Annotated in this window: 10 protein-coding genes and 1 tRNA gene; 8 read left to right on the top strand and 3 right to left on the bottom strand. The window is 52.0% G+C overall.

Annotated features, from left to right (window positions below; all coding sequences use genetic code 11):
• Positions 1-298 precede the first annotated feature (298 nt).
• The 4 genes from pgtC (at position 299) to pgtE (ending at position 5938) form a co-directional block, all read left to right on the top strand.
• A complete protein-coding gene (gene pgtC / locus LDB27_RS06630; protein ID WP_000467983.1) occupies positions 299-1492 on the top strand; it encodes a phosphoglycerate transport regulator PgtC in 1194 nt (397 codons plus the stop codon).
• Entirely contained in the window at positions 1489-3495 is a 2007-nt protein-coding gene (pgtB, locus tag LDB27_RS06635; RefSeq protein WP_000678501.1) for a two-component system sensor histidine kinase PgtB, read from the top strand. Before pgtC ends, pgtB begins: the two co-directional genes overlap by 4 nt.
• Positions 3485-4732: a two-component system response regulator PgtA gene (gene pgtA / locus LDB27_RS06640; protein WP_000930843.1), complete on the top strand. Its 1248-nt coding sequence runs from the start codon at positions 3485-3487 to the stop codon at positions 4730-4732. Before pgtB ends, pgtA begins: the two co-directional genes overlap by 11 nt.
• A 267-nt stretch (positions 4733-4999) precedes the next feature.
• A complete protein-coding gene (gene pgtE, locus LDB27_RS06645; RefSeq protein WP_000716003.1) occupies positions 5000-5938 on the top strand; it encodes an omptin family outer membrane protease PgtE in 939 nt (312 codons plus the stop codon).
• Between the two features lie 155 nt (positions 5939-6093).
• Here pgtE and LDB27_RS06650 read toward each other — a convergent pair.
• Both LDB27_RS06650 and LDB27_RS06655 read right to left on the bottom strand, forming a co-directional pair.
• A tRNA-Arg gene (locus tag LDB27_RS06650) sits at positions 6094-6168 on the bottom strand.
• Between the two features lie 75 nt (positions 6169-6243).
• Positions 6244-7185, bottom strand: a complete 942-nt coding sequence (locus LDB27_RS06655) for a formate/nitrite transporter family protein (protein WP_000377772.1) — start codon at positions 7183-7185, stop codon at positions 6244-6246.
• A gap of 288 nt (positions 7186-7473) precedes the next feature.
• Between LDB27_RS06655 and mlaA the strand changes: the two genes are divergently transcribed.
• On the top strand, positions 7474-8229 hold the full coding sequence (mlaA, locus tag LDB27_RS06660; protein ID WP_000776787.1) for a phospholipid-binding lipoprotein MlaA: 756 nt from the start codon (positions 7474-7476) through the stop codon (positions 8227-8229).
• Positions 8230-8289: 60 nt separating this feature from the next.
• On the opposite strand, the gene fadL is transcribed toward mlaA, so the two are convergent.
• A complete protein-coding gene (fadL, locus tag LDB27_RS06665; RefSeq protein WP_001549822.1) occupies positions 8290-9597 on the bottom strand; it encodes a long-chain fatty acid transporter FadL in 1308 nt (435 codons plus the stop codon).
• 370 nt (positions 9598-9967) lie between these two features.
• Between fadL and LDB27_RS06670 the strand changes: the two genes are divergently transcribed.
• From LDB27_RS06670 to fadJ, 3 genes are all read left to right on the top strand, one after another.
• Positions 9968-10252, top strand: a complete 285-nt coding sequence (locus LDB27_RS06670) for a YfcZ/YiiS family protein (RefSeq protein ID WP_000030904.1) — start codon at positions 9968-9970, stop codon at positions 10250-10252.
• Between the two features lie 177 nt (positions 10253-10429).
• Positions 10430-11740: an acetyl-CoA C-acyltransferase FadI gene (gene fadI, locus LDB27_RS06675; RefSeq protein ID WP_001248130.1), complete on the top strand. Its 1311-nt coding sequence runs from the start codon at positions 10430-10432 to the stop codon at positions 11738-11740.
• Complete coding sequence (gene fadJ / locus LDB27_RS06680) at positions 11740-13887, top strand: fatty acid oxidation complex subunit alpha FadJ (RefSeq protein ID WP_000214151.1); 2148 nt, start codon at positions 11740-11742, stop codon at positions 13885-13887. Before fadI ends, fadJ begins: the two co-directional genes overlap by 1 nt.
• Positions 13888-14078 lie beyond the last annotated feature (191 nt).

Below are 14078 nucleotides of genomic sequence, written 5' to 3' on the forward strand. Positions count from 1 at the left end.
CATCCTGAAGGGTGTGGTGAAACTTTAATTATTGGCATGGCCGTTTTATCGTTAGCATGTGCGGATATTAACAAATTTGCTGCCAGTAATCTGATACGCTTTATTGATGTTTTCGAGCGACGGACCCGTTATTATTCAAATAACGCTGTTCTGGATGCCAACAGAAATAAAAGGGTAAGTTTTGTCTCAATATTTTCTTTATGTGATATCGATATTTATGAACGGGATCACAAATCGACTTTTCTCATGCTGTGGTCGTTTCGCCAGAGTGGGCGCTTTTACGCTATGGCTGGCGGCGATGTTCGGTTCTTGCCAAGCGTACAGCCGCGAGCTGGTGATGGCAACGACCTTTTCACCCAGCGCGACCGCCTGGATTATCCAGCGCTGGCAGACGGAGCCGGGTTCCGTCATGATTCGTACGCTCAACCGCACCAGCGGTTCTTTAGAGCAATTACTTGATACGGCGAATGCGGAAAATGTCGATCTGATCCTGACGTCATCCCCCATGCTGTTGCAACACCTTCAGGAGCACCAAAAGCTGGCGCTATTAGATAGCGCGCCTGCCGCCAGCCAGAAGCTGGTGCCGCGTTCTATCCGCTCAACTTCAGTGGCGGTAGCGGTATCCGGATTTGGGCTATTGATCAATCGTTCAGCGCTCGCTGCGCGCCATCTTCCGCCGCCTGCCGACTGGCAGGATATGGGCCTGCCCAGTTACCAGGGCGCTCTATTAATGAGCAGTCCGTCACGCTCAGACACCAATCATTTGATGGTGGAGTCGCTGTTGCAGCAAAAAGGCTGGACGGCAGGGTGGGCGACGCTGCTGGCAATCTCGGGTAATTTGGTCACGATTTCCTCTCGCAGTTTCGGCGTAGCGGATAAAATCAAAAGCGGGCTTGGCGTTGCCGGGCCGGTCATTGATAACTATGCTAATTTGCTACTTAACGATCCTAATCTTGCTTTTACCTATTTCCCGTATTCTGCGGTGTCGCCCACTTACGTCGCGGTGTTGAAAAACAGCCGTCATGCAGACGAAGCGCGTGCTTTTATTCATTACTTATTAAGTCCGAAAGGGCAAAGGATACTGGCTGACGCGAATACCGGTAAGTATCCCGTCGCACCGCTTAGCGCCGATAATCCTCGCGCCGCGCAACAACAGCGTTTGATGGCCCAGCCGCCGTTGAACTATCGTCTGATCCTGAAGCGTCAGCAACTGGTACAACGCATGTTTGATACCGCGATCAGTTTTCGTCTCGCGCAGCTTAAAGATGCATGGCGAGCGTTGCACAGCGCAGAAACGCGGCTTAAACGCCCCTTACCTGAAATCAGAGCCTTATTGACCAGCGTCCCGGTGGATGCGGCAAGCAGCGAAGATGAAACCTGGCTGGCGCAGTTTGATAATAAAAGCTTTGCCGAACAAAAAATGATGGAGTGGCAGATCTGGTTTCTGAACAATCAGCGGCTGGCGATTCACAAACTGGAAGAGCTGAAATGAAGGGGAGATTATTGCAACGGCTTCGTCAGCTCAGTATCAGCAACAGTTTACGGGGTGCATTTTTAACGGGCGCATTACTGACGCTGATTGTCAGTATGGTCAGCCTTTATTCCTGGCATGAGCAAAGTTCGCAGGTTCGCTATTCGCTTGATGAATATTTCCCTCGCATCCATTCCGCTTTTTTAATTGAGGGGAACCTGAATCTGGCCGTGGATCAACTCAATGAATTTTTGTTGGCGCCGAACACGACGGTACGTTTGCAGTTACGTACGCAGATTATTCAGCATCTGGATAAGATTGAGCGTCTCAGTCAGGGGCTTCAGCTTGCTGAGCGCCGGCAACTGTCCGTCATTTTACAGGATAGCCGGACCTTGCTGGCGGAGCTGGACAACGCCCTCTACAACATGTTTTTGGTGCGGGAGAAAGTCAGCGAGCTTTCCGCTCGTATTGACTGGCTCCATGATGATTTCACCACGGAGCTAAATTCGCTGGTACAGGATTTTACCTGGCAGCAGGGGACTCTGCTCGATCAAATTGAGGCGAATCAGGGCGATGCAGCGCAGTACTTGCAACGTTCGCGCGAGGTGCAGAACGAGCAGCAACAGGTATATACCCTGGCGCGAATTGAAAATCAGATTGTTGACGACCTGCGCGACAGATTGAATGAGCTCAAGTCCGGCAATAATGACGGGATGCTGGTGGAGACCCATATTCGCTATCTGGAAAACCTAAAAAAAACGGCGGATGAGAATATTCGTGCGCTCGATGACTGGCCCAGTACGATCACGCTGCGGCAAACCATCGACGAACTATTGGAAATCGGGATGGTAAAAAATAAGATGCCCGATACCATGCGCGATTATGTTGCGGCGCAAAAAGCCTTACTGGACGCCAGCCGCGCCAGAGAGGCTACGCTAGGGCGCTTTCGCACGCTGCTTGAGGCGCAGTTAGGTAGTAGTCACCAGCAAATGCAGACGTTCAATCAACGCCTGGAACAGATTGTCCGCGTTAGCGGCGGGCTTATTTTAGTGGCGACGCTCCTGGCGTTGTTGCTGGCCTGGGGACTCAACCACTATTTTATCCGTTCCCGGCTGGTAAAGCGTTTTACCGCGCTTAATCAGGCTGTGGTACAGATAGGGCTGGGGAGAACCGACTCGACTATCCCGGTTTACGGGCGCGATGAGCTAGGACGGATAGCCCGTTTGCTACGTCATACGCTGGGCCAGCTCAATATGCAACGCAGGCAGCTTGAACAAGAGGTCGCCGAGCGCAAAGAGATAGAAGCCGACCTGCGCGCCATGCAGGATGAGTTGATTCAGACGGCGAAACTGGCGGTAGTCGGCCAGACCATGACCACGCTGGCGCATGAAATTAACCAGCCGCTGAATGCGCTTTCAATGTATTTATTTACGGCGGGACGCGCGATTGAACAAGGTCAGAGCGGACAGGCGAGAAATACTCTCACCAAAGCGGAAGGGCTCATTAACCGGATTGACGCCATCATCCGTTCGCTGCGGCAGTTTACCCGCCGGGCGGAGCTGGAAACGCCATTGTATCCCGTTGATCTGCGCCAAACTTTCGTGGCGGCATGGGAGTTATTGGCCATGCGCCACCAATCCCGGCAGGGAGCGCTTTCACTGCCAACCGACACCGTATGGGTTAGCGGCGATGAAGTGCGTATTCAGCAGGTTCTGGTGAATGTACTGGCGAATGCGCTTGACGCCTGTTCGCATGATGCGGCGATCGCGGTGACGTGGCAGACGCAGGGAGAGGCGCTGGAGGTTTATATTGCAGATAACGGCCCTGGCTGGCCTGTGGCGCTGTTGCCCTCTTTACTCAAGCCATTTACTACCAGTAAAGCTGTCGGATTGGGTATTGGGCTGTCGATTAGCGTGTCGCTGATGGCGCAAATGAAGGGCGACCTGCGTCTGGCGTCGACGCTGACGCGTAACGCTTGCGTGGTGCTGCAATTCTCGGTAACGGATGTCGATGATGTTGAATGATGAATGTTCTATTTTGCTGATTGATGATGACGTTGATGTACTTGACGCCTATACCCAAATGCTTGAGCAGGCAGGCTACCGCGTGCGTGGCTTTACCCATCCTTTCGAGGCCAAAGAGTGGGTAAAAGCGGATTGGGAGGGGATCGTTTTGAGCGATGTATGTATGCCGGGGTGTTCCGGTATCGATCTTATGACGCTGTTTCATCAGGATGACGATCAACTGCCAATCTTATTGATTACCGGACATGGCGATGTACCGATGGCGGTTGATGCGGTGAAAAAGGGCGCCTGGGATTTTCTGCAAAAACCCGTCGATCCGGGCAAGCTGTTGATATTAATTGAAGACGCGCTACGCCAGCGCCGGTCGGTCATTGCACGGCGGCAATATTGCCAGCAGACGTTACAGGTTGAACTGATTGGGCGCAGCGAGTGGATGAATCAGTTTCGACAACGGTTACAACAACTGGCGGAAACGGACATTGCCGTATGGTTTTACGGTGAGCATGGCACTGGACGTATGACTGGCGCCCGTTATCTCCATCAACTGGGGCGTAACGCGAAAGGGCCGTTTGTACGCTATGAACTCACGCCGGAGAATGCCGGGCAGTTGGAGACATTCATCGACCAGGCGCAAGGAGGTACGCTGGTGTTGAGTCATCCCGAATATCTGACACGCGAACAGCAGCACCATCTGGCGCGTTTACAAAGCCTGGAGCATCGGCCTTTTCGTTTGGTGGGCGTTGGCAGCGCTTCGCTGGTGGAGCAGGCGGCAGCTAACCAGATTGCGGCCGAGCTTTACTACTGTTTCGCCATGACCCAAATCGCCTGCCAGTCTCTTTCTCAGCGACCGGATGATATCGAGCCGTTATTTCGCCATTATCTTCGAAAAGCCTGCCTGCGACTCAATCATCCCGTGCCGGAAATAGCGGGGGAATTACTGAAAGGAATAATGCGACGCGCCTGGCCAAGCAATGTGCGCGAACTGGCTAATGCGGCAGAGCTTTTTGCTGTTGGCGTGCTGCCGCTGGCGGAAACGGTCAACCCGCAGTTGCTTCTTCAGGAGCCGACCCCGCTTGACCGGCGCGTTGAAGAGTATGAGCGACAAATTATTACCGAAGCATTAAATATTCATCAGGGACGAATTAATGAAGTGGCGGAGTACCTGCAAATTCCCCGTAAAAAACTTTATCTGCGCATGAAAAAATATGGTTTAAGTAAAGAGCATTATAAATTCTGATATTACAGTTACTTTCAATCTGGCTGACAACATCAGCAACGATGTCGTTAGCCAGATAACGCCGCATCACCGTAATGGTAAATCATTCCATCATGATTATAGCTTGCTTATTATTCTCCTGAGCATCGAATTCTATTTCTTAACTTCAATATAAAGTAAAAATGCGTCAATTTCTCTGGCATAATAAATGTACTCTTGTCCGACGATTTGACAAGATGAAAACTTCATTACCTCTCCAGATTACATCTGAATATGAGGACAAGAGAAATGAAAAAACATGCTATTGCAGTAATGATGATCGCCGTATTTTCTGAGTCGGCTTATGCGGAGTCTACCTTATTTATTCCGGACGTCTCTCCTGAGAGCGTCACGACATCCCTTTCTGTGGGGGTGTTAAATGGTAAATCCAGGGAGCTGGTTTATGATACCGATACCGGGCGGAAGCTGAGTCAACTGGACTGGAAAATAAAAAATGTCGCCACGTTGCAGGGGGATTTATCATGGGAACCCTATTCGTTCATGACGCTGGACGCCCGCGGCTGGACGTCTTTGGCGTCGGGATCGGGTCATATGGTTGACCATGACTGGATGAGCAGTGAGCAGCCTGGCTGGACCGATCGTTCAATTCATCCGGACACCAGCGCCAACTATGCTAATGAATACGATTTGAACGTGAAAGGTTGGTTATTGCAGGGCGATAACTACAAGGCGGGCGTAACAGCGGGCTATCAGGAAACCCGTTTTAGCTGGACGGCAAGAGGCGGGTCTTATATTTATGATAATGGTCGGTATATTGGTAATTTTCCTCATGGCGTGCGCGGCATAGGTTATAGCCAGCGTTTCGAAATGCCCTATATCGGGCTGGCGGGTGATTATCGTATTAATGACTTTGAGTGTAATGTACTGTTAAAATACAGCGACTGGGTAAATGCGCATGATAATGACGAACACTACATGCGCAAACTTACCTTCCGTGAAAAAACGGAAAATTCACGATATTATGGCGCTTCTATTGACGCCGGATATTATATTACCAGTAATGCAAAAATCTTTGCTGAGTTTGCTTACAGTAAATATGAAGAAGGTAAGGGCGGTACGCAAATCATAGATAAAACCAGCGGTGATACGGCTTATTTTGGTGGCGATGCCGCAGGTATAGCTAATAATAACTATACGGTTACCGCGGGGTTGCAGTACCGCTTCTAGACCACATCAGGATGTCATCGGTCATAACCGGCCGATGACGACTTTTTGCTGAACGTATGGCATGTCCGGTGATATTGCATAGGGGCAATAAAAGCAACATGAAAGGGGACCGCTCGAAAGGTTATGCAGCAAGAAGAGAATGTCCTGGGTATCAATGGTGTCCCCTGCAGGAATCGAACCTGCAACTAGCCCTTAGGAGGGGCTCGTTATATCCATTTAACTAAGGGGACAACGCGCCGCCAGTATAGCGTTTTTTATTCGCCGGAGTAAGTGTAGCGCCGCCTGACTGGTTAAACCGTCGCCACTCAGCGCTGTTTTTCCGCTTTTTTCCGCTCCCGTTCCAGGCGCTCGCCGCGTAGCCTCGCTTCTTCCTTACGCTTATTGCTCATATCGTTGCGGATCTGCGCGTGGCTCATCAATGCGAAAATAAAGGTGCCGCCGCAGATATTTCCGGCAAGTGTGGGAAGGGCGAAGGGCCAGAGAAAGTCGCTCCAGGGCAGCGTGCCGTTGAAAACCAAATACAAAATTTCAACGGAACCGACGACAATATGGGTGGTATCGCCCAGCGCGATAAGCCAGGTCATCAAAATAATGACCACAATTTTTGCCCCGCCTGCAGCAGGAAACATCCATACCATTGTGGCGATGATCCAGCCAGAGATAATCGCGTTGGCAAACATCTCCGTTGGGCTATTTTTCATGACCTCCATACCAATTTTGACAAAGGCGTCGCGGGTCTCTTCATCAAATATAGGCATATATTCAAATGCCCACGCCGCAACCCCGGTGCCAATAAGGTTGCCCAATAAGACTACGCCCCATAAGCGCATCAGCAGGCCAACGTTACTCAGAGTGGGATTTTGCATTACCGGCAATACGGCAGTAACGGTATTTTCAGTAAATAATTGCTGGCGGGCCATGATGACAATGATAAAACCAAAGGTATAGCCGAGATTTTCCAGTAAAAAGCCGCCCGGAACGCCTTCAAGCTGCACGTGGAAAATCCCTTTCGCCAGGAGTGATGCCCCCATAGAAAGTCCTGCGGCAATGGCTGACCAGAGCAAAGCCATCGCATCGCGTTCCATTTCTTTTTCACCATCCTGGCGAATATGTTCATGAATCGCCATGGCGCGGGAAGGAAGACGATCTTCATCCACTTCAATCTCTTTACCGCTTTGTTTTTCTTCGCTTTCAACTTCCAGGTCACTGCTGTGCCGGTTAATTTTATCGTCGTTAAGGCTATCCATGATGATCTCTGCTGATTAACACATATTAATAAAGCGTAGCGGTTTTTCATTTACCCAGGCCGGGGCATTCTCCGAAAAAATAAAAATGATCACGCTCGTTTTTATCTGTTTCGTTAGAATAGGGCCGTCACGTTGTTGCGTTACCAGGCTATGCTCAGAGCAATGAGATCGCGCATATAGACATCGTTTGACGTGCTGTTAAAATCGCTCACACCTAAACAGGCGGATACGGTAGCGTTCCGTCATGGATGGCAATCAGCGATAGCCATAATTCACAGGGAGACATCTATGAAGCTTCGCCTGTCGGCGCTGGCGCTGGGAACCACACTGCTGGTCGGGTGTGCGAGTTCCGGTACAGAACAGCAGGGGCGTTCAGACCCATTTGAAGGGTTTAACCGCACCATGTACAACTTCAACTTTAATGTGCTGGACCCGTATGTTGTTCGGCCGGTCGCGGTCGCCTGGCGTGATTATGTTCCACAGCCTGCGCGTAACGGTTTAAGTAATTTCACCGGTAACCTCGAAGAACCGGCGATCATGGTGAACTATTTCCTGCAGGGCGATCCTTATCAGGGTATGGTGCATTTCACCCGTTTCTTCCTGAATACCTTATTAGGGATGGGCGGCTTTATTGACGTCGCGGGAATGGCGAATCCTAAGCTGCAGCGCGTTGAACCGCATCGCTTTGGCAGTACGCTGGGCCATTATGGCGTGGGGTATGGGCCTTATATGCAACTTCCGTTCTACGGCAGCTTCACGCTGCGTGAAGATGGCGGGGATATGGCGGATACCTTGTATCCGGTGCTCTCGTGGTTGACCTGGCCAATGTCCATAGGAAAATGGACTATCGAAGGGATAGAAACCCGCGCGCAGTTGCTGGACTCCGATGGTTTGCTGCGCCAGTCTTCCGATCCTTATATTATGGTGCGCGAGGCGTACTTCCAGCGTCATGACTTTATCGCCAATGGCGGAAAACTCAAGCCGCAGGAAAACCCGAACGCGCAGGCGATTCAGGACGAACTCAAAGAGATCGACTCGGAATAAACGGCAGTAAATAAAAAGGTGAGCGCAATGCTCACCTTTTTGATCCGTTTCAGAAAGAGATTAGAACGCGTAGTTAAAGTTAGTACCGAACAGCCAGGCTTTCCCTTCAGATTCAAACTGATAAGGGCCTTCATTAATTTTCACGCTCTGACCATGCATATAAGAGACGCCAACGTCGACAGACGCATCTTTGTTAAAGGCGTAAGTCGTACCGGCGCTCAGCCAGAAACGGTCCTGGTCCGGAATAGAGATAGAACGGTTTTGCGCTGGTACCGGGCTGTCATCGAAGGCGATACCGGTACGGAACGTCCAGTTGTCATCGTAGTAATAGGTGGTACCCAACGCAATGCGATAAGCGTCTTTAAAGCCTTCATGCTTCTCAAAGAGCGTATCGCCGGCGGTCGATTTTGCCTTCAATTCCTGGAACTGACTCCAGCTGGTATAGGCCAGGCTATAGTGGATGGCCCACTGTGGCGCCACACGGTTATAACCGGACACTTCCCACATTTCCGGCAGATTCAGCGTCAGGTAGCCTGACTGCGTCGCGCCGCCGGTTGCCGTTGGGATGGGCAGATTAAATTGGTTTATAGCGATGGGAAGATCGCTACTGTAGTTGCCTTTAAAGTCAATTTTGACTTCCGAGCGGTAGGTCAGCGCGTAGCGGTTATTTTTATCCAGTTCATAAAGGATCCCGGCATTCCAGCCAAAGCCCCACTGATTACCGTTCAGGTGGGCAATCTTGGTATCGCTGGGAATCCGACCCGCGACCGGCGCCAGCGCCGGATTCTGTGCCGCGACCAACTGGCCTAAATCGCCCGCAAAACGTTCGATTTTCGCGCGCGCGTATACCGCATCAAAGCCGAGGCCGAAGCTCCAGGCCTCATTTAAGCGATAAGCGCCGCTTAAATTCAGGTTCATGGTTTCAAGATCGGTCGTACCGCCAACCGAGCCGCCGGCGTATGTGTCGTTAAACTCTGTCGCCAGACCATAGTTAGAGGTAATAGAAGCTCCCCAGCCAAACTGATCGTTAATCGGGGCGACAAAATGGACGTTCGGCACCCAGGCCGTCGGCGCGATGTTATCCGCATCTAACGTCCGACGAGATGGCGATGTCCCGCTAATATTAACATCAGGATCAATATAAACCGCGCCCGCTGAAAACGTCGGGCGGTCAAACATAGTAATTAACGCCGGGTTGCGGCTAACGTTACCCGCATCATCTGCGATTGCGCCTTCACCCGAATAGGCCCGGCCAAGGCCAGAGGAAGAAAATTCGTTTAACTGAAAGCCTGCAGACCAGGCTTGGGTGGAGATGATTGCCACTGCGACTGCGAGAGCAGACTTTGTAAACAGGGTTTTCTGGCTCATGACCATAACCTCATTGATTATTTTTATACAAACTATGTTACATGCTGTAACAGGAGCGCGAAGTGTAGGGTCTGCGGTACGACTTAGAAATCAGACCAGTGGCGAGAGTATAGGTCTGACCAGCTAGAATGTTGCAAGTATGTTTATAAGTTTTTTCAATTGTGATCTTAGAAACGAGATCTGGCTGGCAAAATCGGCGGGCTTAACGGTCACCCGATCGCGTGATTTTTGTTTTAGATCATTTTTAAGTGTGATTTCGGTCACTTAACGCGTTTCCCACCATTAACGACTGGAGAGGCGAATGCCGGGAGCGTAAAATATCCCCATCGTTTATCTGGCACCCTGGGTGCAAATACAGAGGAAATCTACAATGAGTAAATGCAGTGCTGATGAAACCCCGGTTTGCTGCTGTATGGACGTTGGAACCATCATGGACAACTCCGATTGCACCGCGTCATACAGCCGCGTATTCGCTACCCGCGCAGAGGCTGAAGAGACGCTGGCGGCGTTAACCGAAAAAGCGCGTAGCGTGGAGTCTGAACCTTGCCAAATTACGCCAACCTTTACCGAGGAATCCGAAGGCGTTCGTCTGGATATTGATTTTGTTTTCGCCTGCGAAGCAGAAACGCTGATCTTCCAGCTCGGCCTGCGTTAATCCGTTCATTCACGACGCCTCCGTCATCATCTGGCGGAGGCGTTTTCTTTTTTTGTCGCTTCCCTTCACTGTGCCTTAGCTCCCACTTTCTTTTCTCTCTGCTTGGCTAAATGTAAAAAATTGGTTAAGACTGTGATCAGGTCAGACCACTAATTTATTTTTTTACAGGGGAGTACTATGCGTCAGGCTTTACCGTTGGTCACCCGTCAGGGCGATCGCATTGCTATTGTCAGTGGGTTACGAACCCCCTTCGCTCGTCAGGCCACTGCATTTCATGGTATTCCCGCTGTTGATCTCGGCAAGATGGTGGTAGGCGAGCTGCTGGCGCGCAGTGAAATTCCAGCCGATGCCATTGAGCAACTGGTTTTTGGTCAGGTAGTACAAATGCCGGAAGCCCCCAATATTGCGCGCGAAATTGTGCTGGGTACGGGGATGAATGTTCATACCGATGCCTATAGCGTAAGCCGCGCCTGCGCCACCAGTTTTCAGGCGGTAGCGAATGTGGCGGAAAGCCTGATGGCCGGCACGATACGCGCGGGTATCGCTGGCGGCGCAGATTCGTCGTCGGTACTGCCAATAGGCGTGAGTAAAGCCCTGGCGCGGGTACTGGTTGATGTCAATAAAGCCCGGACGACCCGCCAACGGCTGACGCTTTTTTCTCGTCTGCGCTTACGCGACCTGCTGCCCGTTCCTCCCGCCGTTGCTGAGTATTCCACCGGTCTGCGCATGGGCGATACCGCCGAACAGATGGCGAAAACGTATGGTATTACGCGTGAACAGCAGGACGCGCTGGCGCATCGTTCACATCAGCGCGCCGCGCAGGCATGGGCGGAGGGTAAACTGGCGGAAGAAGTGATGACGACCTATGTGCCGCCGTATAAAAACCCCTTTGCAGAAGACAACAACATTCGCGGCACCTCCACGCTGGCGGACTACGCTAAACTGCGTCCCGCTTTTGACAGAAAACATGGCTCCGTGACCGCCGCCAATAGTACACCGCTGACCGACGGCGCTGCCGCCGTTATTCTGATGACCGAATCCCGCGCTAAAGAGCTGGGGCTGCACCCGCTTGGTTATCTGCGCAGCTACGCCTTTACCGCTATTGATGTCTGGCAGGACATGCTATTGGGGCCGGCCTGGTCAACGCCGCTGGCGCTGGAGCGGGCCGGGTTGACGATGGCCGATCTGACGCTTTTTGACATGCATGAAGCGTTTGCCGCCCAGACTCTGGCGAACTTACAACTGCTGGGCAGCGAACGATTTGCCCGTGAGGTGCTTGGTCGTGCGCAGGCGACAGGGGAGGTGGATGACGCTAAATTCAACGTGCTCGGCGGCTCAATCGCCTACGGGCATCCTTTTGCCGCAACGGGCGCGCGGATGATAACCCAAACGTTGCATGAATTACGGCGTCGGGGCGGAGGTTTTGGCCTGGTCACGGCCTGCGCGGCTGGCGGTCTTGGCGCGGCGATGGTTCTGGAGGCGGAATAATGACTACCACATCAGCTTTTATGCTTAACGTGCGTCTGGATAATGTCGCGGTTGTCGCTATTGATGTCCCTGGAGAAAAGGTGAACACCCTGAAAGCGGAGTTTGCCGCGCAGGTACGCGCCATCCTGAAGCAAATCCGGGAAAATAAAGCGTTGCAGGGCGTTGTTTTTATCTCAGCCAAAGCAGATAACTTTATTGCTGGCGCTGATATCAACATGATAGGCCACTGCCAAAACGCGCAGGAAGCGGAAACGCTGGCGCGTCAGGGGCAACAACTGATGGCGGAGATCCAGGCATTGCCTGTTCCGGTTATCGCCGCCATTCACGGCGCCTGCCTGGGGGGCGGCCTTGAAATGGCGCTGGCCTGCCATCGGCGCATCTGTACCGACGACGTTAAAACCGTTCTCGGACTGCCGGAGGTACAGTTAGGGCTTTTACCGGGATCGGGCGGAACGCAGCGACTTCCGCGGCTGGTGGGGGTCAGTACCGCGCTGGATATGATCCTGACAGGTAAACAGCTTCGCGCCAGACAGGCGCTTAGAGCCGGGCTGGTTGATGATGTGGTGCCGCAAACTATTTTACTGGAAGCGGCTGTCGAGCTGGCTAAAAAAGAACGTCTGGCGCAGCGGACATTACCGGTCCGGGAACGTATCCTGGCGGGGCCGTTGGGACGCGCGCTGTTATTTCGCCTGGTGCGTAAAAAGACGGCGCAAAAAACGCAGGGTAATTATCCGGCGACGGAGCGGATCATTGATGTGATTGAAACTGGACTGGCGCAGGGCAGCAGTAGCGGCTATGACGCGGAAGCGCGCGCTTTCGGCGAGCTGGCGATGACGCCTCAATCGCAGGCGCTGCGCGCTATTTTCTTTGCCAGTACCGAGGTGAAAAAAGATCCCGGTAGCGATGCGCCGCCCGGCCCGCTGAACAGCGTGGGCATCTTAGGCGGCGGGTTAATGGGCGGCGGTATCGCCTGGGTTACGGCCTGTAAAGGCGGCTTGCCAGTACGAATTAAGGATATAAATACTCAGGGGATCAATCATGCTCTGAAGTACAGCTGGGATCTGCTTGAAACAAAAGTACGCCGCCGCCATATCAAAGCCAGCGAACGCGATAAACAGTTGGCGTTGATATCAGGTTCGACCGATTACCGTGGTTTCAGTCATCGTGATCTGGTCATTGAAGCGGTGTTTGAAGATCTGCCGTTAAAACAACAGATGGTGGCGGAAGTGGAGCAAAATTGCGCTGCTCACACCATTTTTGCCTCCAATACTTCTTCCCTGCCGATTGGCGATATTGCGGCGAATGCGGCCAGACCGGAACAGGTGATTGGATTGCACTTTTTTAGCCCGGTCGAAAAAATGCCGCTGGTTGAGGTTATTCCTCATGCGTCTACTTCCGCGCAGACCATCGCCACGACCGTTAAGCTGGCGAAAAAACAGGGTAAAACCCCGATAGTCGTCAGTGATAAAGCCGGGTTTTATGTTAACCGAATTCTTGCGCCGTATATCAATGAGGCGATTCGGATGCTGACTGAAGGCGAACGCGTCGAACATATTGACGCCGCCCTGGTAAAATTTGGTTTTCCGGTGGGGCCAATCCAACTTTTGGATGAGGTAGGAATCGACACGGGCACTAAAATTATTCCTGTGCTTGAGGCGGCGTATGGAGAACGTTTTAGCGCGCCTGCAAATGTTGTCGCTTCAATTTTGAATGACGATCGCAAAGGTAGAAAAAATGGTCGCGGTTTCTATCTTTATGGCGAAAAAGGGCGTAAAAGCAAAAAACAGGTTGACCCTGCTATTTATAAGCTTATTGGCGTGCAAGGGCAGAGTCGACTGTCTGCGCAGCAGGTGGCAGATCGCTGTGTCATGTTAATGCTTAACGAAGCGGCGCGCTGTTTCGACGAAAAAGTGATTCGCAGCGCGCGCGATGGCGATATTGGCGCCGTGTTTGGTATCGGTTTTCCGCCGTTTCTCGGTGGCCCGTTCCGCTATATGGATGCTCTCGGGCCGGGTGAAATGGTGGCGACATTACAGCGCCTGGCCGCACTTTACGGTCCTCGTTACGCGCCTTGTGAACAATTAGTGCGCATGGCGGAGCGCAGGGAACATTTCTGGACGAATGGGGAAACTGACCAGGGAAATTGAGGTCAAAGAGAATATGAATCCGCACTGAATGCCTCCTTAGTGGCGAAATAATAATCAAGGATTGACTATACTTACGCCATTGAGGTAAAAAACAGCGTTTCATTCAGTGAATGGATAAGGCACAATGCCGGCCACCGCATTTTTGCCGCAGCCAATAGGGGCATGTGGTAAGCGTGTTGGTGAAACTGGTT

It is taken from the genome of Salmonella sp. JXY0409-18, from assembly GCF_020268625.1.
In the GTDB taxonomy this organism is placed as follows: domain Bacteria; phylum Pseudomonadota; class Gammaproteobacteria; order Enterobacterales; family Enterobacteriaceae; genus Salmonella; species Salmonella enterica.

What these genes read in the sequence shown, in the direction of transcription:
- pgtC (WP_000467983.1), top strand. Translation starts at nt 299, where the DNA reads ATGTTCGGTTCTTGCCAAGCGTACAGCCGCGAGCTGGTGATGGCAACG.
- pgtB (WP_000678501.1), top strand. Translation starts at nt 1,489, where the DNA reads ATGAAGGGGAGATTATTGCAACGGCTTCGTCAGCTCAGTATCAGCAAC.
- pgtA (WP_000930843.1), top strand. Translation starts at nt 3,485, where the DNA reads ATGTTGAATGATGAATGTTCTATTTTGCTGATTGATGATGACGTTGAT.
- pgtE (WP_000716003.1), top strand. Translation starts at nt 5,000, where the DNA reads ATGAAAAAACATGCTATTGCAGTAATGATGATCGCCGTATTTTCTGAG.
- LDB27_RS06655 (WP_000377772.1), bottom strand. Translation starts at nt 7,185, where the DNA reads ATGGATAGCCTTAACGACGATAAAATTAACCGGCACAGCAGTGACCTG.
- mlaA (WP_000776787.1), top strand. Translation starts at nt 7,474, where the DNA reads ATGAAGCTTCGCCTGTCGGCGCTGGCGCTGGGAACCACACTGCTGGTC.
- fadL (WP_001549822.1), bottom strand. Translation starts at nt 9,597, where the DNA reads ATGAGCCAGAAAACCCTGTTTACAAAGTCTGCTCTCGCAGTCGCAGTG.
- LDB27_RS06670 (WP_000030904.1), top strand. Translation starts at nt 9,968, where the DNA reads ATGAGTAAATGCAGTGCTGATGAAACCCCGGTTTGCTGCTGTATGGAC.
- fadI (WP_001248130.1), top strand. Translation starts at nt 10,430, where the DNA reads ATGCGTCAGGCTTTACCGTTGGTCACCCGTCAGGGCGATCGCATTGCT.
- fadJ (WP_000214151.1), top strand. Translation starts at nt 11,740, where the DNA reads ATGACTACCACATCAGCTTTTATGCTTAACGTGCGTCTGGATAATGTC.